This window comes from Lysinibacillus mangiferihumi (assembly GCF_003049665.1).
GTDB lineage: Bacteria > Bacillota > Bacilli > Bacillales_A > Planococcaceae > Lysinibacillus > Lysinibacillus mangiferihumi.
The window spans coordinates 21,721-46,349 of sequence record NZ_PYWM01000036.1; the positions used below are offsets into that span (position 1 = coordinate 21,721).

31 protein-coding genes and 3 pseudogenes are annotated in these 24,629 nt (G+C 31.7%); all 34 read left to right on the forward strand.

Annotated features, from left to right (window positions below):
- Positions 1-42: 42 nt before the first annotated feature.
- The 34 genes and pseudogenes from C9J37_RS23205 (at position 43) to C9J37_RS23385 (ending at position 24,218) form a co-directional block, all read left to right on the forward strand.
- Positions 43-480 carry a MarR family winged helix-turn-helix transcriptional regulator gene (locus tag C9J37_RS23205; RefSeq protein WP_167397415.1) on the forward strand — a complete coding sequence of 146 codons (438 nt, stop codon included), beginning with the start codon at positions 43-45 and terminating at the stop codon, positions 478-480.
- A 53-nt stretch (positions 481-533) separates the two neighbouring features.
- Entirely contained in the window at positions 534-1,733 is a 1,200-nt protein-coding gene (locus tag C9J37_RS23210) for a serine hydrolase domain-containing protein (protein WP_107897302.1), read from the forward strand.
- A gap of 543 nt (positions 1,734-2,276) precedes the next feature.
- On the forward strand, positions 2,277-2,618 hold the full coding sequence (locus tag C9J37_RS23215; RefSeq protein ID WP_107897303.1) for a ribonuclease toxin immunity protein CdiI: 342 nt from the start codon (positions 2,277-2,279) through the stop codon (positions 2,616-2,618).
- Positions 2,619-3,061: 443 nt separating this feature from the next.
- Entirely contained in the window at positions 3,062-3,406 is a 345-nt protein-coding gene (locus C9J37_RS23220; protein ID WP_107897304.1) for a hypothetical protein, read from the forward strand.
- A 379-nt stretch (positions 3,407-3,785) separates the two neighbouring features.
- A pseudogene (locus C9J37_RS23225) lies at positions 3,786-4,933 on the forward strand (suppressor of fused domain protein).
- Positions 4,934-5,632: 699 nt separating this feature from the next.
- Entirely contained in the window at positions 5,633-6,118 is a 486-nt protein-coding gene (locus C9J37_RS23230; RefSeq protein WP_107897305.1) for a hypothetical protein, read from the forward strand.
- A 37-nt stretch (positions 6,119-6,155) separates the two neighbouring features.
- Positions 6,156-6,800, forward strand: coding sequence for a suppressor of fused domain protein (locus tag C9J37_RS23235; protein WP_107897306.1), 645 nt, complete (start codon positions 6,156-6,158; stop codon positions 6,798-6,800).
- 769 nt (positions 6,801-7,569) lie between these two features.
- Positions 7,570-7,968 carry a hypothetical protein gene (locus C9J37_RS23240; protein WP_137067853.1) on the forward strand — a complete coding sequence of 133 codons (399 nt, stop codon included), beginning with the start codon at positions 7,570-7,572 and terminating at the stop codon, positions 7,966-7,968.
- A gap of 176 nt (positions 7,969-8,144) precedes the next feature.
- Positions 8,145-8,510: a PIM7 family immunity protein gene (locus tag C9J37_RS23250; protein ID WP_235617216.1), complete on the forward strand. Its 366-nt coding sequence runs from the start codon at positions 8,145-8,147 to the stop codon at positions 8,508-8,510.
- Positions 8,511-8,930: 420 nt separating this feature from the next.
- On the forward strand, positions 8,931-9,731 hold the full coding sequence (locus tag C9J37_RS23255) for an SMI1/KNR4 family protein (RefSeq protein ID WP_235617217.1): 801 nt from the start codon (positions 8,931-8,933) through the stop codon (positions 9,729-9,731).
- Positions 9,732-10,249: 518 nt separating this feature from the next.
- Positions 10,250-10,474, forward strand: a complete 225-nt coding sequence (locus tag C9J37_RS23260) for a hypothetical protein (protein WP_107897309.1) — start codon at positions 10,250-10,252, stop codon at positions 10,472-10,474.
- A complete protein-coding gene (locus tag C9J37_RS23265; protein WP_107897310.1) occupies positions 10,456-10,770 on the forward strand; it encodes an immunity 22 family protein in 315 nt (104 codons plus the stop codon). Before C9J37_RS23260 ends, C9J37_RS23265 begins: the two co-directional genes overlap by 19 nt.
- Before the next feature lie 354 nt (positions 10,771-11,124).
- Positions 11,125-11,565: a deaminase domain-containing protein gene (locus C9J37_RS23270; RefSeq protein ID WP_235617220.1), complete on the forward strand. Its 441-nt coding sequence runs from the start codon at positions 11,125-11,127 to the stop codon at positions 11,563-11,565.
- 14 nt (positions 11,566-11,579) lie between these two features.
- Positions 11,580-12,275, forward strand: coding sequence for an Imm3 family immunity protein (locus C9J37_RS23275; protein WP_107897311.1), 696 nt, complete (start codon positions 11,580-11,582; stop codon positions 12,273-12,275).
- A gap of 137 nt (positions 12,276-12,412) precedes the next feature.
- The gene (locus C9J37_RS28525; RefSeq protein ID WP_167397412.1) at positions 12,413-13,180 is read left to right on the forward strand and encodes a DUF4112 domain-containing protein; all 768 of its coding nucleotides are present in this window, start codon (positions 12,413-12,415) and stop codon (positions 13,178-13,180) included.
- On the forward strand, positions 13,167-13,439 hold the full coding sequence (locus C9J37_RS23285; RefSeq protein ID WP_107897312.1) for a hypothetical protein: 273 nt from the start codon (positions 13,167-13,169) through the stop codon (positions 13,437-13,439). The genes C9J37_RS28525 and C9J37_RS23285 overlap by 14 nt, the downstream gene beginning before the upstream one ends.
- Before the next feature lie 16 nt (positions 13,440-13,455).
- Positions 13,456-13,821, forward strand: a complete 366-nt coding sequence (locus C9J37_RS23290; protein ID WP_107897313.1) for a hypothetical protein — start codon at positions 13,456-13,458, stop codon at positions 13,819-13,821.
- 270 nt (positions 13,822-14,091) lie between these two features.
- Positions 14,092-14,340, forward strand: a complete 249-nt coding sequence (locus C9J37_RS23295) for a hypothetical protein (protein WP_107897314.1) — start codon at positions 14,092-14,094, stop codon at positions 14,338-14,340.
- Positions 14,341-14,360: 20 nt separating this feature from the next.
- Entirely contained in the window at positions 14,361-14,747 is a 387-nt protein-coding gene (locus C9J37_RS23300) for a hypothetical protein (RefSeq protein ID WP_107897315.1), read from the forward strand.
- A gap of 322 nt (positions 14,748-15,069) precedes the next feature.
- Complete coding sequence (locus C9J37_RS23305; protein WP_107897316.1) at positions 15,070-15,468, forward strand: Imm3 family immunity protein; 399 nt, start codon at positions 15,070-15,072, stop codon at positions 15,466-15,468.
- A gap of 192 nt (positions 15,469-15,660) precedes the next feature.
- Positions 15,661-15,882 (forward strand): hypothetical protein, encoded by a 222-nt coding sequence (locus C9J37_RS23310; protein ID WP_107897317.1) that lies wholly within the window; start codon positions 15,661-15,663, stop codon positions 15,880-15,882.
- Positions 15,883-15,893: 11 nt separating this feature from the next.
- On the forward strand, positions 15,894-16,277 hold the full coding sequence (locus tag C9J37_RS23315; protein ID WP_107897318.1) for a hypothetical protein: 384 nt from the start codon (positions 15,894-15,896) through the stop codon (positions 16,275-16,277).
- A gap of 80 nt (positions 16,278-16,357) precedes the next feature.
- Positions 16,358-16,582: a DNA/RNA non-specific endonuclease gene (locus tag C9J37_RS29140; RefSeq protein ID WP_235617218.1), complete on the forward strand. Its 225-nt coding sequence runs from the start codon at positions 16,358-16,360 to the stop codon at positions 16,580-16,582.
- 167 nt (positions 16,583-16,749) lie between these two features.
- Positions 16,750-17,232 carry an antitoxin YezG family protein gene (locus tag C9J37_RS23325; protein WP_107897319.1) on the forward strand — a complete coding sequence of 161 codons (483 nt, stop codon included), beginning with the start codon at positions 16,750-16,752 and terminating at the stop codon, positions 17,230-17,232.
- Between the two features lie 475 nt (positions 17,233-17,707).
- The gene (locus tag C9J37_RS23335) at positions 17,708-18,085 is read left to right on the forward strand and encodes an immunity 22 family protein (protein ID WP_107897320.1); all 378 of its coding nucleotides are present in this window, start codon (positions 17,708-17,710) and stop codon (positions 18,083-18,085) included.
- 509 nt (positions 18,086-18,594) lie between these two features.
- Positions 18,595-19,293, forward strand: a complete 699-nt coding sequence (locus C9J37_RS23345) for an SMI1/KNR4 family protein (RefSeq protein ID WP_107897321.1) — start codon at positions 18,595-18,597, stop codon at positions 19,291-19,293.
- A 104-nt stretch (positions 19,294-19,397) separates the two neighbouring features.
- Entirely contained in the window at positions 19,398-19,640 is a 243-nt protein-coding gene (locus tag C9J37_RS29145) for an SMI1/KNR4 family protein (RefSeq protein WP_268808045.1), read from the forward strand.
- Positions 19,641-19,786: 146 nt separating this feature from the next.
- Complete coding sequence (locus C9J37_RS23355) at positions 19,787-20,257, forward strand: SMI1/KNR4 family protein (RefSeq protein ID WP_107897322.1); 471 nt, start codon at positions 19,787-19,789, stop codon at positions 20,255-20,257.
- A 190-nt stretch (positions 20,258-20,447) separates the two neighbouring features.
- Positions 20,448-20,664 (forward strand): annotated as a pseudogene (locus C9J37_RS23360) (helix-turn-helix domain-containing protein); the annotation flags it as partial.
- A 97-nt stretch (positions 20,665-20,761) separates the two neighbouring features.
- Positions 20,762-21,205, forward strand: coding sequence for an SMI1/KNR4 family protein (locus tag C9J37_RS23365; RefSeq protein WP_235617219.1), 444 nt, complete (start codon positions 20,762-20,764; stop codon positions 21,203-21,205).
- 266 nt (positions 21,206-21,471) lie between these two features.
- Entirely contained in the window at positions 21,472-21,768 is a 297-nt protein-coding gene (locus tag C9J37_RS23370; protein ID WP_167397416.1) for an HNH endonuclease, read from the forward strand.
- Positions 21,769-21,788: 20 nt separating this feature from the next.
- Positions 21,789-22,238, forward strand: a complete 450-nt coding sequence (locus C9J37_RS23375) for an SMI1/KNR4 family protein (protein WP_107897325.1) — start codon at positions 21,789-21,791, stop codon at positions 22,236-22,238.
- Between the two features lie 224 nt (positions 22,239-22,462).
- Positions 22,463-22,821: pseudogene (locus tag C9J37_RS29865) on the forward strand (IS66 family transposase); the annotation flags it as partial.
- A 167-nt stretch (positions 22,822-22,988) separates the two neighbouring features.
- The gene (locus tag C9J37_RS23385) at positions 22,989-24,218 is read left to right on the forward strand and encodes a PoNi-like cognate immunity protein (protein ID WP_107897326.1); all 1,230 of its coding nucleotides are present in this window, start codon (positions 22,989-22,991) and stop codon (positions 24,216-24,218) included.
- Positions 24,219-24,629 lie beyond the last annotated feature (411 nt).

A 24,629-nucleotide genomic window follows, 5' to 3' on the forward strand; every position in this document is an offset into this window, starting at 1 on the left:
TTGCTAATATGTTAGATATCTAACATAATAGTGGGTGGTTTTTTGTCTTTATACGAACAGGTTAAGCGCATTAATGAAGCAGAATATACGATAAACCGTTTGATCTATAAACATTATAAGCAATATTTAAATAGCAGTATTACAACGCAACAAGCGGTTGTATTAGATATTGTATACTTATCTAAACGTATTACTGTCGGTGAAATTGCGATTGAAATGAATATTAGCTCTAGCGCGGTTAGCCAATTAATAGCGAAGTTGGAAAAGAATAAATATATCAAACGAGAAATTAATCTACAAAATCGGCGTGAAGTATTTATATCGTTAGCTGAAAATGGCTTAGAGTATTTTTCGAAGCAAGATTATGTAGAACAACAAATTGCTGAAAAAATTTATTGCAAACTTTCATCTGATGAGTTAGATGAATTAGAGCGGATTGTTAAAAAATTGAAGGAGATTTCGATGAAGGAGTTATTATAAAGCTTCTTCATACCAAATATGTTAGATAACTAATTTATTTAGGAGATTAACGAATGGAGAGTATACTTAAAAATATTGCTTTTAAAGGTGCAGTGTATTATGAAAAAAACGGACAAATCAAGCACTATTATCATGGTTATCAAGAACTCGAGAAGAAGAACATTATTAACCAAAATACACAATTTAATTTAGCATCATTAAGTAAAATGTTTACTGCCGTAATGACGTTCCAGCTAATTGAAAAAGGACGGTTACAGTTAGAAGATAAAATTTCAAATTGGTTTAATACACCTTATTTTACAGAAGTAACAGTAGCACAATTACTAACACATACATCCGGTATTCCAGAGTACATAGCAGAAGATACAACAATAAGTGTTGAAGCATTTATTGAAGTAGTAGGGCTACCACAATTTCCGCCAAAAGAGTATTGGTCTTACAGTAATACGAATTATGTTTTGCTTGGGAAAATAATTGAGAAAGTTAGCGATTTATCATATGAAACATATTTACGACAATATATTGCAGAACCATTAAATCTTACCTATACAACAACTCAACCTGCTAAACAATGGGAAGCGCATGGTCACACGTATGATTATGAGGAGCAACGATATAGAAAAGTTTCGGATGACCCGTATTTTCATGAAATTGAAAAATATAATGATGCATATGGTGACGGTGGTATTTATGCAACAGTGGCAGAGGTGGCGAGGTTTTTAAAGGCATTTTTGCAAGGTCAATTCATTAGCAAAGAGCATGTCCAATTGATGTTAACACCAACAGAATTAGCTGAGAATTATGGCTATGGTTTTATCATTCAAGATGGCTGGGTTGGTCATACAGGAGGATGGCTTGGTTGTTCAGCACAAGCTTTTCTTAACACATCCACAAAGGAAGTGATCGTTTTAGCAACGAATCAAGAAGTGTTTCCTCAATATGAACAAGAAATTATGAATTACTTAATGGGAATACAACCTTCTGTAGAAGCACCAAAACATATCGAAATATTATCGCTCTCTAAAAAGGATGAGATTACAGGTCGATATGAATTAGGAGATGAACTTGGCACAAGATTTACGATTATAAAAGAAAGACAATTTATGATTTCATTTGAACATCAGTTGCCTGTGCCGCTTTATAAAATAGATGAGTCGTATTATTGGATACGTAATACGATGAGTTATGTAGATATCGAGAATCAATTATTTATCGATGAAGGTGTTGAAGTACCGTATCAAAAAGTCAATTAATATAGTCAGAAAAGTTGCATGTATGAAAATACCAAAAGGAGTATGTACTAGAGCTATCTATTTTGGGACACTCAATAAGTTATAAACATGAGAACTTTTTTTAAGCGCTTCAAAGTTTGCGTCAAAATTTAGAAGAGAAAAAAATATAGGTTATGTGTAATGGTGCTGCGTCAAATATCCATCTCAAATGCAACTTTTGCAAAGTAAACGACAAATAGGCTGTTGCCCAAATTCTTCTCCTCATGGAATGAGCGAGCATTATTTTTAGGCACAAAAATTTGTTGGTACTGAATTAGAGGCGCGAGCTAAGACTTCATTATTACCTATGGAAGTTGCCGAAATGGGACGTAATAAGAGCAACCTACTTAGTGAAGATTGAAGAAAAAATAATAGATTTAATTATGAAAAAAGCCTTTACATAAAGATATAAAAGGTAAATTACTTTTTACTGAAGATAAAGTATATAAAAAACTCTAATAACTGTTTGTTGAAATGTATACCCTGTATTAAAAGGGAAAAGGTATGGTAATGAGGAGGGCTTTCATGTTAATAGACAAACAACCAGTTATTCAAGATTTTTTTTCTTTTTTGAAAAGTGATTTGCTTGATGTACTTGAGTGTCTATCCAATAGAGAACCGTGGCAAGATCATATGATGGGATATGAACTTCCAGAGCATTCTGATGAGATAGAATTTAAAGAGGGAATAATGATATTTATGAACACAGCATCCTATAACGAAATTACTATGGATAGCTCAGATTTCTATAGTTGCTTGGAAGAAATTTGTTTGGATTTTGTTGATGAAAATCCCGAAAAGAAGGTTCAAGTGTTGAGATATATAGATGAATTAGTTTGTAACAGTATTTATCTAACTAAAAGTTAACCTAGTTTTAAAAAAAGGGCTTCGTTGCCTCTAACAGGAAAAAGTTATTTTTATGTATTATATTCAAAATATTGGAAGGTGATTGTTATATAAATAGCTTTATAAGGACAAATATACTACTTAAAATATCCTATTCAAAAATTGAGAAGTGAGTATGTCTTCTAGTTTGGAATCAATTATTTCTTCGAATACTTCAGTAGAAGTGGTATTAACCATGGATATAAAAGAAATTAAGTATCTACCTGATGAAATACCTATTGAAATAATATGAATTAAAATAGGGTATTGAGCTAGCCTCATAAGAAGAATTTGAACAACTTGGTAGATTCCGATTAATTATTTGCGAAGTATGATTGATGTGGGAAGTTATATATGTTAATACAAAAAGCAGTTCGGGATGGACGTTCTTTCAGGATTCTAGGTTCTTTTGAAGGGAGTAATTTATGCAAGAAGAAAATAGATGTAATAATACGGTGTGGTATAGGTATGGAGATTATGCATTTAAAGTAAGTAAATTAGATAGAGGGAATGCTGTTGTTTGGGTTAATTTTAAAGGTTATAATATAGCTTTTCCAATGATAATAAGAGAGTTTTTATATGAAATGGAAGAATATAATTATTTTGATGTGATTGTCAATTGTGACTGGAATGAACATAGAGGTTTTGAAGTAAAACAAGAAGAAGTAGATTTATTGATTGGTGAAATACTAAATTTTTGTACCGAAAATGACCCTGAAACTATGAATTTAATAGAAAAATATAAAGATAATAAGTGGTATGAATGTTAATGATTTTGAATTCCGTGATTAATAACTGAAAATTAAAATAAATTAAATAGCTAAGAAAATGAAAAAGCACACATATTTACGCAATAATGATATAAAACTTAGTATCACTCCAGCTCCTTAGCGTAAATCGTGAGGGGCTATTCGTTTGTGGCAAAGTTAATCACTTAGACTCTGCTCTCGACATAATGGGCATTATCCTTCCGAAGGAGGTGGAGCTTAATGTCGAAGAAGGGCCTGGGTGAAAAGAGATTTTAAAAATAAAGATACAGATAATGTTATTAAAAACGTAGGTAAAATTGATTTGATTATGGAGCTTACTTGAATAGTGGAGGAGCTTAGGGACCTTGGTGATATTGTACAAATGAGGAGAAACTAGACTATGGATAAAATGCAAATTTCAAAAGAGATTCGTTCAGCTATAAAAAGTGGCAATCTTGAAAAGGTTGTTGAATTAATCGACGGTAATGTTGAAGTTTTAAATATGATAACTCCCTTTGGAACGTGGCTTCATGTCGCAGCTTCTAGAGGGCAATTAGATATAGTAAAAAAATTAATCTTGGTATAAACATAAATATATTAGGTGGAACATATGGAGGCGGAGCATTAAATGTCGCAGCTTCTAAAGGATATATTGAGATAGTAAGATATTTAGTGTCTTGTGGGGCTGAATTGGATATAAGTGATCCAATAAGAAACGCGTTGTTTGGGGCAATCAGTAATGGGTATCCTGATATTGCAGAACTTTTAATCGAAAGTGGTATAGATGTTAGTGTTAAATATACTGGTGAATCGATGAAGGCTATGGATGCATTAGCTTTTGCAAGGAAACAAGGCCAAACGGAGATTGTTAAGTTATTAGAGGTCCAAGAAGGATTGACTACAACTATGACTGAAGTAAGTGATAATAATCACAATCAACATGATGAGGTTTTGGAGCATGTAGCTAAATACTTTGGGACTATTCAAGATACTATAAGTGCGATTATTCCTGGTAGCAGGGTTTCAGTCAATGTTCATATAATTCCTCCATCAATGGATAAAGACTTTGTAACTCTTGTAACTACAGGTATGAGTGATGCACCTATGCAATACTCAAATGAAGAAAGTGAATTTAAATATGCAGAATTATTATTGAAATTGCCTTCAAGTTGGGTTGTTGGAAAAGAAAGTACGGAAGATCAAAACTATTATTGGCCTCTTCAATGGTTAAGGAAGGTAGCTCATATTCCGCATATTTATGATGGATGGTTAGATGAAGGAGTTATTCTTCCAAATGGAGAACCTCCACAGCCATTTGCAGCAAATACAAAGTTATCATGTATAATGGTATGCCGTCCCCATGAAGTTGGATTAGATAAAATTCAAATTGCACAGGGGAATATTAACATTTATACACTTGTTCCTATTTATGAAGAAGAAAGAAATTTGGCTTTAGAAAAGGATTATCAGTATTTACTTAAAAGAATGAATGAAAAGTGTGTCTCAGATGTTTTGGATATACAAAGAATAAATGTTGGGATGTCTTAATATTTATTAAGAAGAGTAATGAAGTGGGGATGTTTTAAAACTTGGTTACTAAGTCTGAATAATCTATCTTTGACGGAGTAATCTACTAGGGCTGTCGTAGTATTTCGCAAATTTTCTAAGTAGAACGTTTCATACTTTAAGACAGAATGAGGTGATCCGATAGCTTACAGGGGGCGTTCCTTTACGGGACATGCCCAAGGTAATGCTTTAGCGATTACAGTTTGTTGATAGTAATAAGATAATACACTACGCCTTGGTCACTGTGCAACGTAAACCTTTAGGGCAATGATGAAGTTGTATTAACGTCTACAGTTAAAAATCAGTATCTTGGCAGACCCCAAAGGAATAGGCAATCATTTCATCATTAAATAAATCCTGTATACTTGAAAGATACAACGGTTTCTGACCCAAATGGCAAGTACGTAATATCCGTTACGAGCTGCTGCAGCAATGCGGTTGTTTCTAAAATTGGTTGATTAATTATGGGGATAATTTCTAAATATTAAGGTGGTTCGTGTTGAAGTAATTCTAAAATAAAGAAGAATGATGAAATTTTTAAATGAACTTGTTACCCAATTACATGATAAAATTTCTATGATTCCGTGCACTAAGGATTTAAATGAAGCGAAGAGAATGATAGGAAATAATAAAATAGATACCAACTATAAACATATAAAATTAAAAAGATAGGTGAATACTATGGAAACGTTACAAGTGATTAATGAACGTATAAAGAAAATTAAATTTTTTTCAATGTGTGGAAAAAAATCAACTATACATACTCATTTTAATTATCAATTTGTTAATAATTGGAGTGATGCTGAAAAGAATTGTAATGACAAATGGGATAACTTGAAATTAGAAGCTAGAAATAAAATAACATCCTATCTTCATGAGAATTGGCCTGAGAAATATAGGGAATGGAATGCTGTTACTCTTGAAGCAAAAGGTTTACTTAAAGAAGATGTATTACTAAGAGGATTTCAATTTATTAAAGATAATGACTTAGATGAAAATATATATGAAAGTATTGAATGGGATTTGCTTTCTGTTATTATGGAATCTTATTATGAACCTTATGTTGGTGTTGGTTTTTATACAGAACTATTAAAAGTTTACGAAAGCGGACATATTCCATGTGGTTGGAAAGGAAAGTGGCCAGAAGGTAAGTTGCTTATTTATTAAAGCTTTTGTAAGGTTATGCTAATAAGAAGGAGATAAAATGGATAAAATTAACGATTTGGATGAAAACAATGAATTTTACCAACATATTAAAAAATATATTGGGGAACCAAACCTTATTAATCTTGAAACAGTGTCAGATATGAATAGACATTTGATAATTTTTAAGGCAAATGCTGAAAGAGACTATCATACTCTTATAACTTATGGGATGAGTTTGGTTTCAGCTAATGTTCCTTTGGAAGAGAATGAGTGGGGTCATACAGAGTTGATGATGTACCTTCCGAAATCTTGGCCAGTAATGAAAGAACAGATAATGGAATTTAATGATTATTGGCCTTTTGGATGGCTTAGGAAATTAGGGGGATTTACTCATGAAAGAAATACATGGTTTTGTTACGGAGATACAATTCCTAATGGAGATCCACCTGAGTCAATTTCAGATAATACTAACTTCTGTTGTATGTTATTACTACCACCTATTAGAGAGGACGAACATTTTTTTGAATTAAAGATAAGTGAAGAAAAATCGGTCCGATTTTTAGTAGTAATGCCGATATATAAAGAAGAAATGGAGTATCATTTAAAAAATGGATTTGGAGCCTTACTTGAGAAGTTTGATCAATTGAATATTAATGATATTATTGATATTAATAGAATAAATACTTGTAAAGTTTCTTATTGAACACTCTAATATATAGAAATAAACAGCTAGTTACGATAAATCGATAACTAGCTGTTTATTTATTGTATGCTTTGAAAACCTCCTGCTGTGCAGGGGATTCAGAATTGGTGACCAACCCCTAGGTGTCCTTAATAATCTAGTGTAGGCAGTTTCGTATCTGAGAATTTTAGGTATAAAAAAAGAATTCCAAGCACACAGACAGATTCATTTTTCTGATAGTCAGGTAGTAATGTTGGAGATTTTAGTTATTCCAAAACAGACAGATTACTGGAATCGTATGTTGATGATGAGTTTCCGCGATTCACTGATACAGTAAGATTCTTGAGGATATTGCTTCTCAAATAAAAGATCCTAATACGAAAGGTCGAATAGATTTGTCTACGGAATTAGATGCATTCTAAATGTCCGCATCGAGATGTACATTTTTGCTCTCCTAAGCATGTACAATCATGCTCAAAATGCTTTCCTCTATTCATATGAGTGAATAATGACAACTTGACATGGAGACATCTACTCGAATCATTCGGCAGCCAAAACCCAGCTATAATAAGAGGAGGCTGAGCGAACAAGGCTCTCTTGTTCGCTCCTCCAAGTAAAGTTGTAATCAAAAATGTACATGTTTAAACGAGCATTTTTGTACGTACATAAAAGCGCATTTGCAATGCATGTCAAAGTTGTACAAAATTAATTATGGAATTCAGGAGAAGTATCCAAATATCGAACTAAATGTTTATTCTAAAAATATGAGATAAGGATTGATGAGATGAATATGACAAGTTATGAATCAATAAAAAATTCTATAGTATTAGATTTTGAGGAATATATTGAAGAAGAGGGGTTAAATGTAGCACAGGTGGCAGCAAAAACTTTGGAAGAAGATTGGAGAATAGTAAATGTTAGTTTATTTACTAAAACATTATATTTTGTTTCTATTGCAATGGAGAGTTTAAAATACAAAGAAATTGCTGATTTTGTAAATTCAAAATTAGCTAATTACCTAGAAAATATTACATTTGAAGAGACTGTAGAAAAGCATGATGTTGAACAATTGTTGCAAGACATTCATATTTGTAAAGAATTAATCAACAAAAATAATTATGATATTAGAGAAACTAGTGATTCTACCAAAGCAAGGGTAGAATATATCTTAAGTTTAAAAATTGATTAATATTTTATAACTGATGAAATATATAATTAGTTAATGACTGTCAGACAATTAGAATACAATGCATACTGTTAGACAAGACCATGTTCATATACTTGATGAAAATGGTCATCCTCTTGATTTAAACTTGAACATTGTGGATTGAAAGAGCTCCGATGCTCATATACATAAAAAGTGAGATGATTTATTTGGAAGCAAAAAAAATTCAAAGTGATATAGAAGCGTTGCATTATTGGGATGCAAGAGTATTGCAAATGGACACTAGTTTTTTTGGTGACGAGATTACTATTATGTTTGAGGAAACAGATTACAATGTAAATTTACTATTCACTGGTTGTTCAAAGTTTTCATTTATAACAAGTGTTGAGGATAGATTAAAACCTCTAAAAGAATTAACTAAACCTCAGATTCCTTATTTTATTCAGGATATTGAAGTCAGCGATTTGGAAATTGAGGATGGAAAAAACTTATTAAAGTGTAATATTTTAATGCCACCATTAAATGTAGAAGTTGTATGTACTAGAATTTTTATTGCAAAAGTATAATACCGCCGTAACAGAATGGGTATTATGTTGCAGCCGTAGCTAAAGAATATATTGAGAGAGGGGCGTAAGCTACTAACAATGCTTTAAAAAGAAACAACACATGTCTTACTGCACGTTTGGACTAGAATGGATGTATCATGAAATTACATCATTTTTCCATCCACACTTACACAATAGGAGAAAGATGAATGGATAAACTACTAGGTTCCTATGATTGAATTAGTATAGAACACTTAATAATGGAAAATTTAATTAATGCTTACTATGTGGTCGGGTCATTCAAAGACGACAAGACGTTTGAGTGACAGGTGGATACTGTTTGGCGTACATTAAAAAAGTAACCCATATCATAATTCTAGCCAAATGAATCCATGTTTAACATGGAGTGATATAAAAAAATATAGAGGAGTACATATGCAAATGCCAATAAAAAGTAACCTCATCCCATCCATAGGAGATTGTACAAATCTTTTTGAACGATTGTCAAAATATATATCTAAATTTGATGAGAAATGGGTAGATGAAATAGAACCCGCAAAAATAGAGGACATAGATACGCTAAGAAATCTAACACAAATTAATAAATATAACTATCATTTTCCTAAAGAATATGAGATTTATTTAAAGTATATGGGGCAGGATGATAAGGGTTTACTAAAAACTCAACTTCCAGGTTATGCTTCAGTTTCTGAGATAATTGATACTTATGAAGGGATACATGAAGAAGAACCAGACACTTTAAGTGATAAATATATACATTTTTTTCAAACTGAATTATTCTGTGGTCAACTATCATTTGATTTTACCCAAACTGATAATCCTCAGATTGTTATGACTGATGAGGATAGCCAGTTTGTAAGTTATTTTGCAGATAACTTTGAAAAATTCTTATTTCAATGTGCCTTTAGTCAATACGAAAGATTAAATTATGATAAGAGTATAATCTTTGCTGGATCACCTAACATGCTTAAAGAAGCAATAAAGAGACACAATGAATCGGATGTTTTTGACATAATTGAAAAATTTTCAAAAAAATATCATTTCCAAAGAGCATGGTTTAGTGACCTGACCCATCACATAGGTTTTAAAGACGGCATTAGCTTTTACATTGAACATAGAGATAATTCGTTGTGTGGATTTATAGCAGGTGATTTAAATAAACAAATCGACAATATTGCCGAAACTTTACTAGTGGAATTAAATGTTAATAAAAAGAATTAAAGTTTTCAACGAGCGTATATGCAAATTTTTGCCCTAATGTTGGTGTATTCAAAGCTGATTTTGTAAAAGAAATTATGAAATACTACCATGCTTAAGTAAAATAATAGATAATTTTAACTTGACAATTATTTGATAAATTCAGAAAAGCTTATTCCAACTCGAACGATAAAAAGGAATAAGCTTTTAGTATTTATAACTGTAGTAGTTGATATGAATTAAAAACCCATATTTCTAAAAATCTGCTAACCACGCTTCAAACAGGATTTGATCTCGTAGAGCTGGAGAAATAGCAGAAGGCCTAAAGAGTGCCAAGGTTAGGAAATGGATAAAAAAAAGGCCAATGCAACGAAGGATATAACTGATGGTGTTAAAAACGTCGCAAAGATTCTATAGGCCAATTAAAAGAAAAAGCCAATAAACACCTAAAGAATGTAAAAAATAGTTCCAAACAAAAGTAGCCGAAGTAAAGGGGCAGCTCCGTCAGTTGGGAGCACCACAGTTGGAGTTGTCCAGTGTGAATGTTAACATTTGGGGAAAATAAGCCATCGCCGAATCCGAAGCCATCGAATAGTTCTAAACCACCAGCAAATGATAGTAAACTTGCTGATATGAATAAGGGTACTGGTGAAACTAGTATACCTAAACCAATAAGACCTAAAGAAAGTAGCGTGAAACCCAGCGTAAGAAAGAAAACTTCTACAGGTAAAAAACAGAAGGAAAAAGGTTGTCAAATGCGCAATTAAATAAAATTGTAAAAGATAACTTTGTTAAAGAAACTTCTAGGACTAGAACCTTTACATCAGATACTATGCCCGGAAGTAATGAATATCCTACATCTTCCTTGTCTGAATTACTAAAGAATGTTTCTTATTCTGATTCACTTATAAGTGAATTTGAAGACTTTTATGGTGAAAATTTAGAAGAACAGTACAATATTGTTATTCGGTTATATGATTTTGAATATGAGAAACTTGTTGAGGAAGCAAAACTTGATGGTAGGGACCTTAAATATATGGGGTCTGTTATTTATGAAGATTAGTAACTGAATAGGGTTATTAATGTATTATATGAAGTAAGGAAAGCACTACTTGTCAGTTGACAAAAGGTGCTTTTTGCATGTAATAAAATTGATAAACACAGTAAAGAAGACTTATGTGAAATAAAGAGCTTATGATGGTTATATCATCATGGAGTGCCGCTTATATGCGCTAATACTAGTAAAAAAGCACAGGATGCACAAAATACTCAAAAATAGTTTGATCAACTAGTCGAGTATGCAAAGAAGCTTGATAAGGGTACGGGTAATGATTCTAAAAATAATGTACAAAGTACTTTAGGAACTGAAACAAGATTTCCAACTAAACAAATTAATCCTAGAGTAGACCAACATATTATTGATAAAGTAGCAGAAGCGAGAGGTCAATTATCTAACAAATATAAGGAAAAAGGTAATTTTGCCTATGCAGAAGTTAATATTTCAGGCATAGATAAGAAAGATTTTTATGCCCATAGTGGAATTCATGATGCTTCCAAAAAAATACCTGGAGCTGAGGAGTTTTCTTTTAAAACAGACAATCCAATATTTCAAGCTACTGAAGCACCTAATAAAGCGGGACAAAGTTTTTTAAGAGATGTAGATACTGAATATAAAATTTTAAATGATTTAGCAGATAAAATTGGAACTAATTATGAGGTTAAAGGGTCAATAAGGTTATTTACTGAAAAAGATACATGTGATAGCTGTAATTTAATAATCAAACAATTTGATGAAAAATATCCAAATATTACAATTGAAGTAATTCATAATAATGACAATAGCATATTGCCAAAATAATCAGGAGGGTTCTTATGGTCTATAGTTATGAAGAATATGAAGAATATATTTTAGAAGATTATAATGATTTAATAGAGGAAAAAATGAGTAAAGGGGAGGCGATTGCTAGAACATTAAATGAATATGATATGTTAGCAAAAAAAAGTGAAACAGATAAAGCTATGTTTTGTATAATAATATCAGAAATAATAATAACTCATGAAAAAGTTTTATATTCTTTTATGAATTATATTGAACAATTAATAAATGAACTAGATTTTAACGTAATCAAACAAGAAAATAGTTTAACAATTGAACAATTAAATAGATTAATTTACCGGAAAGATTTTGTTTTACAAGAACTGAAAAAAAAGCCGTTAACTTATTATCAAAGAGTTTGTTGGTATTATAACGAACTAAACGAAGAAGTACGGAAATTTATTGACAATTATATAAAAAAAAGTGAAAATGTAGAATCTATTATTTCAGGTGTGTTACAACGATTTAATAGGGACTGTAAAAACACTAATAGTGAAAAATTTATTATTTATACAACATTAGCAGAAACTTTATATAATCTTGAATTAACAAATGTACTTGATATTAATGAGATTAAACATGAATTGGAAAAATTTAGTGCTGAAGATATAACTGATGAACAACTTACAGAAGAAGAACAAGACGAATTATCTGAACGAATAAATCTCATTTTAACTAGGTTAAACTCCTAAAGTTATTATTATTGGTAAGCTCTAGCCCTTAAACCATACGGTTTAGGGCTTTTATTTTAATTGAAAATAGGTAAAACAACAGTTTAAACCTTTCGAAAGCCCCTTAAATTGAAAATAGTTTATCCAAGAGTAAATTGGTGAAACGGGCGAAGAAGGCCATTAAAAAAGCGATTCTGACCACGAAAAAGGTTGTGAAAAAAGCAAAGGCGGCTGTGACAAAAGCCAAGCAACAGGTAAAGGCCGCTGTCAAACAAACGAAGCAGGTAGTGAAGGAAAAGGTACTACCAGTCGTGAAAAAAGCTGCGCAAGCAACGACCAAAGCAGTGAAAAATGCTGTAAAACCTAAAAATCTGTTGAATACGCTACAAGTAGGATTAGATCTTGTAGGGTTAATCCCAGGTGTCGGTGAAATAGCGGATGGCGTGAATGGCATTATTTATCTGGCCAGAGGTGACAAAGTCAATGCGGCCCTTTCCTTTGGCGCGATGATTCCGTTTGTGGGCTGGGCGGCGACAGGTGGAAAATTTGTGAAAAAAGGTGCCGGGGTAGTTAAGAGTGTCACTGAAGGTGTTCAAAAAGCGCTGAAAGGTCCAGTAGGAAGTGTAGTAGACAAAGTCAAAAAGCAAGTAGTGAACGTGAAAACCCAGATACAATCCAAAGTAGCCGAAGTCAAACAGCAACTGCGTCAGATGGTACAATCACAGCAGCATGAATTTTCATTTGCAGGTATAAACATAGAGGATACAGGAACAGTTGGAAGAAACACACCAACTCCAAGTCCGAAGCCGTCTAATACCCAACCATCACAAAATGGCTCGAATAAAAAGCCTACCGAGGATAAGGGTACGAGTAAACTTATTAAATTCGAAGGTAATGAGGCTATGAGACATTATGAAAACCCATAGTAAAGAGGTAATGGATGCAATAGGCAAAAACCAATACAATTTAAAGATATATCTTGCAGATGTTTATCACGTTATTCAGACAGGACAATATGCACAAAAATTGAATGGATATGTGAAACTTGTTGGGGGAAAAGGAAGTGCAAAATACGGATTTGTTGGGCTAGATAGAAAAACAGGAAATATAACCATGTTCGATAAAAAGTCGGTTAAAGATCTTGCTAATAAAGTACCATGTTTAGTTATAGAAATAAAGAAGTAAGGAAAGGGTAGATATTTTGAAAATTAAAAAAATACATTGGATTTCTCAAGAATCTTTAGAAGCTGAAGTTGTTGTAACAGATGGAGAATTTGAAATAATATGTTTTGCACAACCATTAAATTACTTGGAAGAAAGTAATTTAATAGAGTCAATTTATTGTTTTAATGTCTCAGATCTAGTGAAAGCTGAAAAGTCAGAGTATAGTATTGAAAAATTAGATAATTATTTTGCCTATAGATTAATAGGAAAATTAATTGATAAGCAAAATGAACAAGTGAAATTAGGTGAACTATTATTAGAATTGGAGAACAATTTGTTACCAGGAGATATAAATGAAGGTGATTTTGTAAGTTTTTGTTGTCAAAGATTAGATATTTATTAATATAAGGTAAAGTTTTCAATGAAATCTTAAGAGGCTATTACCTTTCAAGGTTTTACTTATGGCAAAAGAAGATAGATTGTTTTTATGAGTGCATTTTAACATTACAACATAGGGTACGGGTAAAGTTCAAAACCGAACTGAGATAATGAAGATCGTTTAAAATTACAATGAGTCCTGCAGCGAAGAAAATTAATCAACCCGAATGCCAAGGTAGGATATAGGGACATTGGGTACAGTTCAGAAAGGCCCACAAAGGGGGACGTTCCATCAATGGATTTTGATATTAATGCTTTTATTATTAATGATAAATCGGCATCAAATTTTCCAGCAAACAATCCCTGGAAAGCAGGAACAAAAATTAATGAGATTAAAAATTTGCAAAAAGAAATTGACAAATCACTTGAAGATTCTTTAGAAGGTATAAGAAAAGTTGATAAAAAGGGAAGACCTGATAAATTTACAATTAGAATATACACTCAAAAAAATTTGGGGAAAAATATAAGTCGAGTAATCAAATAGAAGATTAGGAGTCATTAAACATGAAAAAATATCCATATTTTTATAGTTCTTTACCAGTAATTTCAGAAAAAAACATCGTAGATTTAGCAAAAGTTATTTCTAGTAAAATTGCTGGAAATATTCCTTTTGAAGGACTGGAAAATTATATATACGATGAAGTTCCTGCAATTTATATAAACTCAAGTATTTTAGGCTTTGAAGTTATTTTAAAAGGATATGGAGGGGCGAAGGGATATTATTTAGATGTAAGTTCCCATCCAAGTAACAATGAACCAGATAATATGAATGAAATTGATATTGATATTGATATAACAAGATATATTGCTTCCCTTTTAGAGGGAACTCCTGAAATAAAAATAAAGTATAAGGAAATTAAAAGCAAAGATTACATTAGCATAATAGAGTAGTAAGTCCTGATATAATCAATAGGTAAAAAGTTTTACAAAACATTTAATAAATTTTCATAGCTCATTCCTCCTTGTTTTAAGGAATGAGCTTTTGGCTTGCATAAAATAAACGACTTGCCACTTCCTCAGAGCTAATGATACTGAACGTAAAATCCTTGAAGATATATCAAGGCAATTAGACGATGATAGGACTGTTAAGGGAACAATTACCTGCTTGTGGAAGTTGTACAGATATAATTTTGCAGTTTAGAGAAGAATATCCGAATATCAAATTAAATGTATACTCGGGAGAATTTAAAAATTAGAAGGGATATATAAATCAATGTTGAGTAGTTATGAAGAGCTTAATCAATATATTATAGAAGATTTTGATGAATTTTTAAATGAAGGGTTATCCATTTCACAAGTAACTGAAAAACTTCTTGAAGAATACTATAGGGGGATAGTGAATGGTAAAGTTGAAAAATTAGTTATATATCTAAGAATTGCTCTTTTGAGTATTGAAAGAAATCATCTTCGTGAAGATATTAAAACTGAGTTAATGAGTATGATAAATGAACTTGAATCAATACCTACTAAAGAGGAAGTAGGTTCTGAAAATGCAAAACAAATTTTATTAGACATCCAAAGATTTAAAAAGAAATCGAAGGATGTTAATGAAATCTTATTGCATAGTAAGGGGAAATTAAAATTGGTAGAGATAAAACAATGTGGTGTTTAAAATTATGAAGTAATAAGGCAGTACCATCAAGGTAGTAAAAAAATAGTAAACCTTAATTCTAAAAGTGAGATACCATAACAATACAATTAATTTGATAAAATTAAAATTATTGTATATAAAAGGATTAAAGCGTATTACGCTCCATTTGATCCTACAGATTTCGATATCGATGCATTCATTGTTAGTGATAAATTGGCAGCTCAGTTTCCGCCAAGCACGACATGGAAAGCTGGTACTCAGATTAAAGAAATAAGACAGATGCAAAAAGAGATAGACAAAACACTGAAAAGTTCTTTAGATGGAATTAGAAAGGTAGATAAAAAAGGGAGACCAGATAAGTTTACTTTCAGAATATATACACAAGAAGAATTTATTAATAAGAGTAAAGGAAGCAAAATAATAGAAGATGACTAGGAGAGTGTGAGATGAAAAAAAAATATCCGTATTTTAAATGCTTACTTCCAATTGATTCAAATAAGGACATAAATGAAGTAGCAAGAATAATCTCTGAAAAATTATTTGGTGGACTCCCCTTCGGAGGTTTAGAGGAACATATTTATGAAGAAGTCCCTGCTGTTTTTATTGATTATCCAATTTTAGGGCTTCAGATAATAATACAGGGATTTGGGGGGAGAGAAGGCTACACTTTGGAAGTCTGTTCACATCCAATTCATATTGAACCAGATGATTCGGATGAAATAGAAGTAGACATAACCGGATATGTATCTGTTTTAATTGAGGGAATTGAAGAATTGCAGGTCAAGTATGAAGAACTTAAATACATGAATTATATAGAAATTTCCGAATAAGTCTTATATTGATTACGAAAGCCTTGATTAGGCAGGCACACTTTTAATTTGTAATATCTTTGAAATTGAATAAATAACTCATGAAGACTAATAGTAAAGGACGTATTTCAAGCTGTGAAGGTAACCTTGAACTGGGCAAAGGGAAAAGAAATAATTATGCTCAAAGGATAGTGGGACGAGAAGATTGCATAGCTGACGATGAAGGTGGCCTTTTGAATGTAAGTATTTTCAAGGGTTCTGGTAATATAGATAATCTTGTTCCAATGAATGGTAACCTAAATAAAGGTGAATGGAAAAGCTTGTGAGTTCGTGAGCTGACGCACTTAGACAAAGAGATGAAGTGAAAGAAAAATAACATCTATTTATAAAGGCGAATCAAAACGTCGTCCAGATAGTTTTGAAATTAAGTATAAAATTGGTGAAGATGGTTGGGAGAAAAAGAGATTTGATAATGTATCGGGAGGAAAATTAGATGAATGATGAAAAGTTAGGCAGATTATATCAAGAAATAGTCGGAATCATAATAGATACAATTCCTGAGGAGTGGTTAAAGGTATATCTTTATGCCGAAGTGAATGACGGTTCTCAAACAGCTGACTTCTATTACGATCCTAAAGATAATGATAATCCTATTTGTAGTCATGATATCACCGAGCTCTTTACCATAAGTGAAGAGGAGTATTCCATACAATGGCATCAATTGCTGGATAGCATAAAAGAGTTATGGAGAGAGTTTATCGATAATGATGAAGCGCCATGGACAAGTTTCACTTTGATTTTTGATAATACAGGAAAGTTTAAAATAGATTTTAGTTATGACGACCTGTCAAATGTGGACCCCCATGAAAAAGCGACAATATGGAGATACGAAAATATGGGTATTGTTCCAAAAAGTAACTCAGGAAAGAAACATCTAGAAAAGTATCTTCAGACAATTAAAAATAAAGAAAACTAAATATTTTATCAATAATTCATAATGGTAAGCGGACACATGAGAGTGGCTGAAGTGGTGGTATAAAGACTACCATATAAAATTTCTCGATTTATACTTAACACGAAAAACAATGATAGACACTTAATTTTAACTTGTTTACAAGGATATCTTTAATTTGAATTAATAACTTATGAAGGCTAGACCATCAAGAAGCGCTATTTTAATAATAAAGCATTAAGGGCGAGATTCAAAAATTTAAGCAGTAAGGAATTAGTATGGATGACATTAAAGAAATGAGGTCTCTGACTAAAGATGTTGAAATTATAAATCCACCTGGTCGTCATGGAAGCAGAGGTTCGACAAAAGCACATAATGAAATGTTAAAGATTATTGATTCTGCTTCTGACTATAAATGTTAAAGGGCTTAATGAGTGGGCTAAAAATAGAATGAAAAATGGCATTATGGATTTACCAGAAGGTTTGAGGGGGGTAAAAAATGAATGTTTCTTTATGGTTAGGATGCTTTAGTGATTTTGATGAACTCAAAACGTACACTGAAATAAAATATAATGAAGATGGAGATAGTATTCCCTCTATTTTTGAGAAAGATTTTAAATTAGGTTATTATGATAAGGACTTAGTTGAAAAGGATTGGATTCCTGATGCCGAAGATGACATAGAAAAGCTTTTAGTAGATTTTTCATATGATATTCAATTAATACAACAGTACAATAACATTAAGTTAAAGTCTAAATACAATACTATCATTTTAATTTATAATTATGATTATAATAAAGAAGGTAAAATTGTTAACTTCGTAGATAAGAACACCTACAAGTTGGACTTTATTGGTACGGCAGAATATATAGATTAATACGAATAAAGTATGTTTGAAGTGGAAAGAAAAAGAATAGGCTGGTTAAAAGTACATACTCAATGATAGAGTAGAAAAAGAAGTACGAGATTAAGCGAGATAACATTTTGCTGGGTGATGAATATAAACACATGGAATGTATATGAAACTACCGATCCCATACAAGCTTGTATGTTTTAATGAAATACTTGTCACGATATATAAAAGGTGTTGTACTTTTACTATAAAACTTATGCTACTTAAAAACAGGTGAACTTAAATCACTTGATTGTCAATTAAAGGCAACAAGTGGTTTTTATTTTAGGATTACGACATGGGAAAAACTGCTAATTTTTAATGAAAATAGAAGAAAATGATAAGTACCGTCTTGGTTTATTAGTAGATAAAAAAGAATATATTACTTTAACTTGATTGGCTATATGCCTTTCAAAGTATTTAGTATAATAAAATTTTATGGTTAAAAATAAACTAATAAAAGTAGTACAGGAATAAAAAAATGAGGTATTAATATGAATAAAAAAATTGAATTTCTGAGGAAATATAGAAAGAATGCACAATTGATTTTGTGTAATGAGATTAATACATTTGATTATAGTCAATTACCTGATTTTTGGTACGACTTGTTTCAAGAAAAAAGTCTAAATAAGAGAGTAGAGAGAATTTTATATATATGGAATAAATATGTAGGAATAGAACTGAGAAATACTATTTCTTATTTATCCCGGCATCTTAAAGAAATAGATCTTATCATGGAGAATAACAAATATTCTATTTTATATACGATTGAAACAGATAACGGTGAAATACAATATTATGAAGGGAGAAATCCTAAAGAAGCATTTAATAATATAGAATTAGGAGAAAATTGGGATAAATTCCCTTTATCATTACGAAGTTTTTATCAAAACATTCATAATGGCTTCTATTTATATGCAAGTAAGTCTTTGGGTCTAGTTCCTTTAGAAAATGTAACCTTTTTTGATGAGGATGAGTGGGGTATTATTGAAGAATTGGAAGAGCCTTTACAAATAGATTTAAAAACAACATTTGGTTTTTTTAAAAGTGGTATGGGTGGTTATGTAGCAATAGATTTTAATAATTGTGATAATGAAAATGCAGTTTTGTGGTGGACTGATGAAGAACCTAGATATAATATTAACTTTTGGGATATTGTTGATGAATGGATAGTAATTGGTTTTGAATCATGATGATATAATCAGCTAACATAATGAACGTAAAGCATTTGATTGCCTACAACAGGAGACAAGTGCTTTTTCGTATTTTCATATTCTTAGCTTGAGAAGAGGGATATATTAGAATAAAGTTCCCACAGGACTTTAAAGAATGTGTTAAGCTTTTTAACGGTGGATACTCAGAACCAGGCGTATTTAATATCGATGAAGACAATGAAATAGTATTTTCATGTTTATTAAGTTTTACAAATGAAGAAGCAAATATTTTAGAAGTTAACGATATAGCTTCTAAATTTTTACCAGAAGGGATTTTTCCATTTGCAAAAACTCCATTTCGGAATCTTATTTGTTTTGATAAATAGACAAGATAAAGAATCGTCGATTATTATTTTTTACGATCACGAAACAGAGAACGAAGAGAATAAGTTTTAAGGATATGTGATACATTTACAGAATTAATTGAGCAGCTTCATGAAAATGATGAATAATTTATTTTTTGGAGGGTATTATGAATATAAAATTCGAAGTAAGCTTTGGATCTACTAATATAACAGAAATAAATATGTTCGAGAGAAGTCAGAGTATCATATTGCCGGATGATTATAAGGATTTTTTAATGAAATTTAATGGAGGAAAACCGGCTGTTAGGAGATTTGAAACTATGGACGGGAAGCATACCTCATCACTTATGCTCTTGTTTCCAATTGCTAAAAATTTCGAACCAAATTTAAATTCAGCGTACAATGAATTTAATCGAGAACAAATTATACCTTTAAATCTACTTGCTATTGGAAATGATCCTATAGATAATATAATTTGCATTTCCACTTCGGGTAAGGATGTTGGGTGTGTTTATTATTGGAGTTTGGATATGGAGGAGTTTGATGAAGAAGATTTCCACCCCTCTTATAAATATATGAGTTTGATCGCGAAAAGTTTTACAGAATTTATAGGCAACTTATTTTTACCTAAAGATTAATACTAAAAAACCTTGATTGAGTGCTTGATATTGAACTGCGCCTAAATGTTAGACACCGTCTAACAATTAGAGGTGCAGTTTTTTCTATGGTCAACTACTGCCGAAGATAAAATACAAGCTGTTGAGCGTTACTTAAGTGGAATGTAAAGTCCCTTTGATATAGCTAAATCTTTGGAAAATGATCATAAAATATGAATACAATGGTGTGGAAGCTTTTATTCAGCCATATACAAATTACACACTAGCGATTAAAATGGATGTACTAAATTTTATGATGGAAAAGGGTACGTCCTTAAACGAAACGGCAGCGGTTTTTAAGATACCTGCCCCTTCAACCATTAGTGTTTGGAAAAACAACACATGGTATAGATGCTCTTCAGTCAAAGAAAAAGGGGCGTCCAACGATAATTGTAATGATATTATTGATCAATTTCAAAAGGATTTCCCAAACATAACTATTTCGAGAGGACAAATATTAGATGAGTAAACTATGGAGGAGATTTATTGAATTTTTATAAAAGTAGTAATATAGAGGATTTCTTGACATCCTTAGAGAAGGATTCTTATCCAATGAAACCCTGCAGTAAGGATGATATATCAAAATTAGTAAAATTGTCTCCAACTCGAACACTTCCTAAAACTTATTTGGATTTTATGAATAAAGCTGGTAACGGAATTGAATTTTTAGTTGGTACGAATTATTGCATGAAGTACATTTTTAATTTAAAAGAGTGGGCTTTTGAACTTTTGGAAGAAAATAATTTCATAAAAAAGCTCACAGATAATCAATTTATATTTATGATGCATCAAGGGTATATGTTCTGGTTTTTTAATTTAAATGATGGGGACGATCCAGCGGTATATTTTTATGATGAAAGTGTAGAATTAGATGATTTTAATAAGATCAGTGATACTTTATCCGATTTTTTAATCTCCCTCTACAATTGATAGAAGAGTCTAAATTACATAATGATTTTAACTTGACAATTATTTGATAATTTCAGAAAAGCTTATTCCAACTCGAACACCGCCGTTGGAGTTGACCGGTGTGAACGTTGGCCGAATAATGGATACGGGAACAGTTGGCAAAAATAAGCCAGCGCCGACTAAGCTGGATAATCCCCTTAGTTACCAAAAAACGGTATTATAAAGATGGAAACATTCCAAGTGATGAAGATGGAATTTGGACGTACACTAATAAGAAGGGGCAATCTGTGAGTTATCCAGATGGCTACCTTAATTTTTCAAAGTATTATCATCCAACTGTCAAGCCAGATGGAATTAAATTCGCTTCACCAACAAACCGACCAGCAGATTATAAAGCAGCAAATCTGGATGCCGGTTTGAGTAAGGACTCTATTCCCCCTGTACTAAAGCCTAATAAACCACCATCAGGTTACATTTGGCATCATCAAGACGGTAAGACAATAATCTTAGTTGAAGAAAAGGTACACGCTGAATTTACTCCTAGTGGGGGAATATCGAAAGTTAATGGTAATGGTAATGAATAAAATAATCAAGAGGTGTAACTATGATACAAATGGATAGATCACATCGACCTATCACAGTAGAAGAAATTAATAAATTTCAGCAGAAGCTTAATTTGAGTTTTCCTGAGCAATATATAAATTTCCTATTAGAATCGAATGGAGGAGATCCCTCACCAAGTATGTTCAAAATTTCTGATGAGCAAGGAGAAGGAGTACTTAATATTTTTTATGGTATTGGAGACATGCATAGTAACTTAGAAGAGTACATGGATATTTATGAAGGCAGACTTCCATCAGGGTTTATTCCTATTGGAAATGACCCATCAGGTAATGTGATTTGTTTGGGATTAAACGAAAAGTACTGTAATAATATATATTTTTGGAATCACGAACAAGAATCTGATAACCCAGATAATATGAGTAATATGTTCTATCTTGCAAGTGATCTTAATGAATTTTTGAATTCACTATATGATGAACAAGAAGAATAAGCCGGAAACTGTTTTTTCTTCCGAGGTATTTTTTTATTGTTGAATAAATTACTAGGTAGTCATATTGGCGTGTTACCCAATGAGTCTTTAGTTTTTCGTGTAACCAATCAATAACAACCCATGTTACTCAAAAAATGTAGACCAAGTTTACAGCCTTAAAAAGGACATATAATACAGCCAAGAAACCGCAGTTTGAGCAAGCCGCCCATATTGAACGAAATGTGGTGGATGATTTGAGCACCTCTAACGAAAAAGTGAACCAACTTCTTGAAGAACAACTTGCGTATCTGAAAAACCAAAACAAAGATTTATCAAAAAATTTAAGTGCTAACTGAACAAGTTCGCCAATTAACCAAGGCTTTATACGGTTCAAAATCAGAAAAATCAAAGTATCAAGCACCAGACGGACAAGGCTCGATGACGATCCGTTTTTTAACGAATCTGAGCACACAGAAGAACAAAGCACAGCGACGATTACTTACACTGTTACCGTAAACTACATAAGAAAAAACGGAATGATTCTTTTCGTGATGGGATTGAAATTGAAGAAATTCACCATCATCCTGAAAACACGCAATGTGACTGAGACAAACAATTAGCAAATGAGATTACGAGAGCATTGAAAAAAGGTGAAGTAGAGAGAGTACTATCAAAAGTAGATAGTAGTGGAAATGTAAAAACATACAAAATGGATGCTCATGGTAATATTATAGGAGAATGGCCTTGATTCAGAAGAAGGGGGAATCAAATATGAGAGATAAACTATGTATAGAAGAAAAATGTAGAGAAGGGATTGAATATCATAAAAAGTTTATTGAAGAAAATAGAGAAGAGATTGTTGGTTTAGAAGAAGATGAAAAAAACGGTATGCAAAGATATCTTATGGATAATAAAAGTATTATAGAAGAATCATTTCTATCTAATTTTAATCATGAGGTAAATGATATTCGGGCAAAGTACTCATTAGGAGAAGATATAAGTGCACTAGAAGAAGATTTCTATCATGCAATTTATGATTTAGAGCATACTGGTACAAGAAAAGTAGGATATATATATTTACTTTGGATGGTTTCATTAGGAACTTTGTTAGAAACAGATAAGGAAAATATAGAAAAATTAGGTGAAATAATTGAGAGGAAAAATATTAATGATTCACTAATTGACTATTTATTATATGCTAGTGATATCGGATATACAAAAATCACAAATGATTATTTTAAAGTAAATCCATATTCAAAAACAAGAGAAATTATAGAACTTGCGCAAACCGATAAGAAAAAAGCTTCTAAAAGATTACATACGTATATGGAAAAAGAATGGTTTAAAGGCCATTATGATTATGAGTGGAAAAATGCCCATAAAGAGCCGGGATATGTAGGGTTTTGGAGCTTTGAAACCGCAGCACTAGCGAAGATACTAGAACTTGATGATACAAGCCTAATAAATAATAATCACTATCCATATGATTTGGCACATTATAAGAATGCAATGAAATTTAAACCGATTTCCATAAGTGAATTCGACAATGAGCATGAGAGTGAAGAGACAAATGAAATTAAAGAAGGAATTGAACATAATCCTTTATTGGAAAAGCTTATTCCAATCAGATGGCACTCATTTGTAAATTCGTTGATACAGGATTATAAAGAATTGGATGATTGTGCGTTTTATGAAAAATATAAAAAGCTGATAGGATTAGATCAAATCTGGTTTTTATTACAAGAGTACCAAAAAGAAAATGAACAAAAAAAGCTCTTAGGTACTTTAATTGTCTTTGCCATGACTGAAAAAGAATATGTACTGCAATTGGATTATAAAGAAGATTTGGAAGATTACCTTTCGAACATGAAAAATGAGTGGAACACAAAAACAAAGTTAGTTCAATTTATATTAAATAATGATCAGAATTATTATGCCTGGGTACCAGTCGATGCGAATATTGAAGCGATGTATGAAGTGATTATGAAAGAAGTCAGGTAAACTAGATTAGCACTCAAGTTAAACAAAAAGGAATGAACGAAGAAGCTAAGGTCTGAAATCGGAGAACAATTCTGATTTAGGCTTGTTGATTTTGTTCTATCTAAAAAGCCAATAAACACCTAGAGACCGTAAAAGATAAGTTCCAAACCAAAGTAGCCGAAGTAAAGGACCAATTCCGTCAGTTGGGAACACCGCCGTTGGAGTTTGCCGGTGTGAATATGGGCCGAATAACGGATACGGGAACAGTTGGCAAAAATAAGCCATCGAATAGTTCTAAACCACCATCAAAAGATAGTAAACCTGCTGAGACGAATATTTGCTAATAAATATAAGAATATTGAATTGGAAGTTATTCATAATAACGGTGAAAGACTTAAACCATAAAAGAGGAGTGATATCATGGAAGAATGG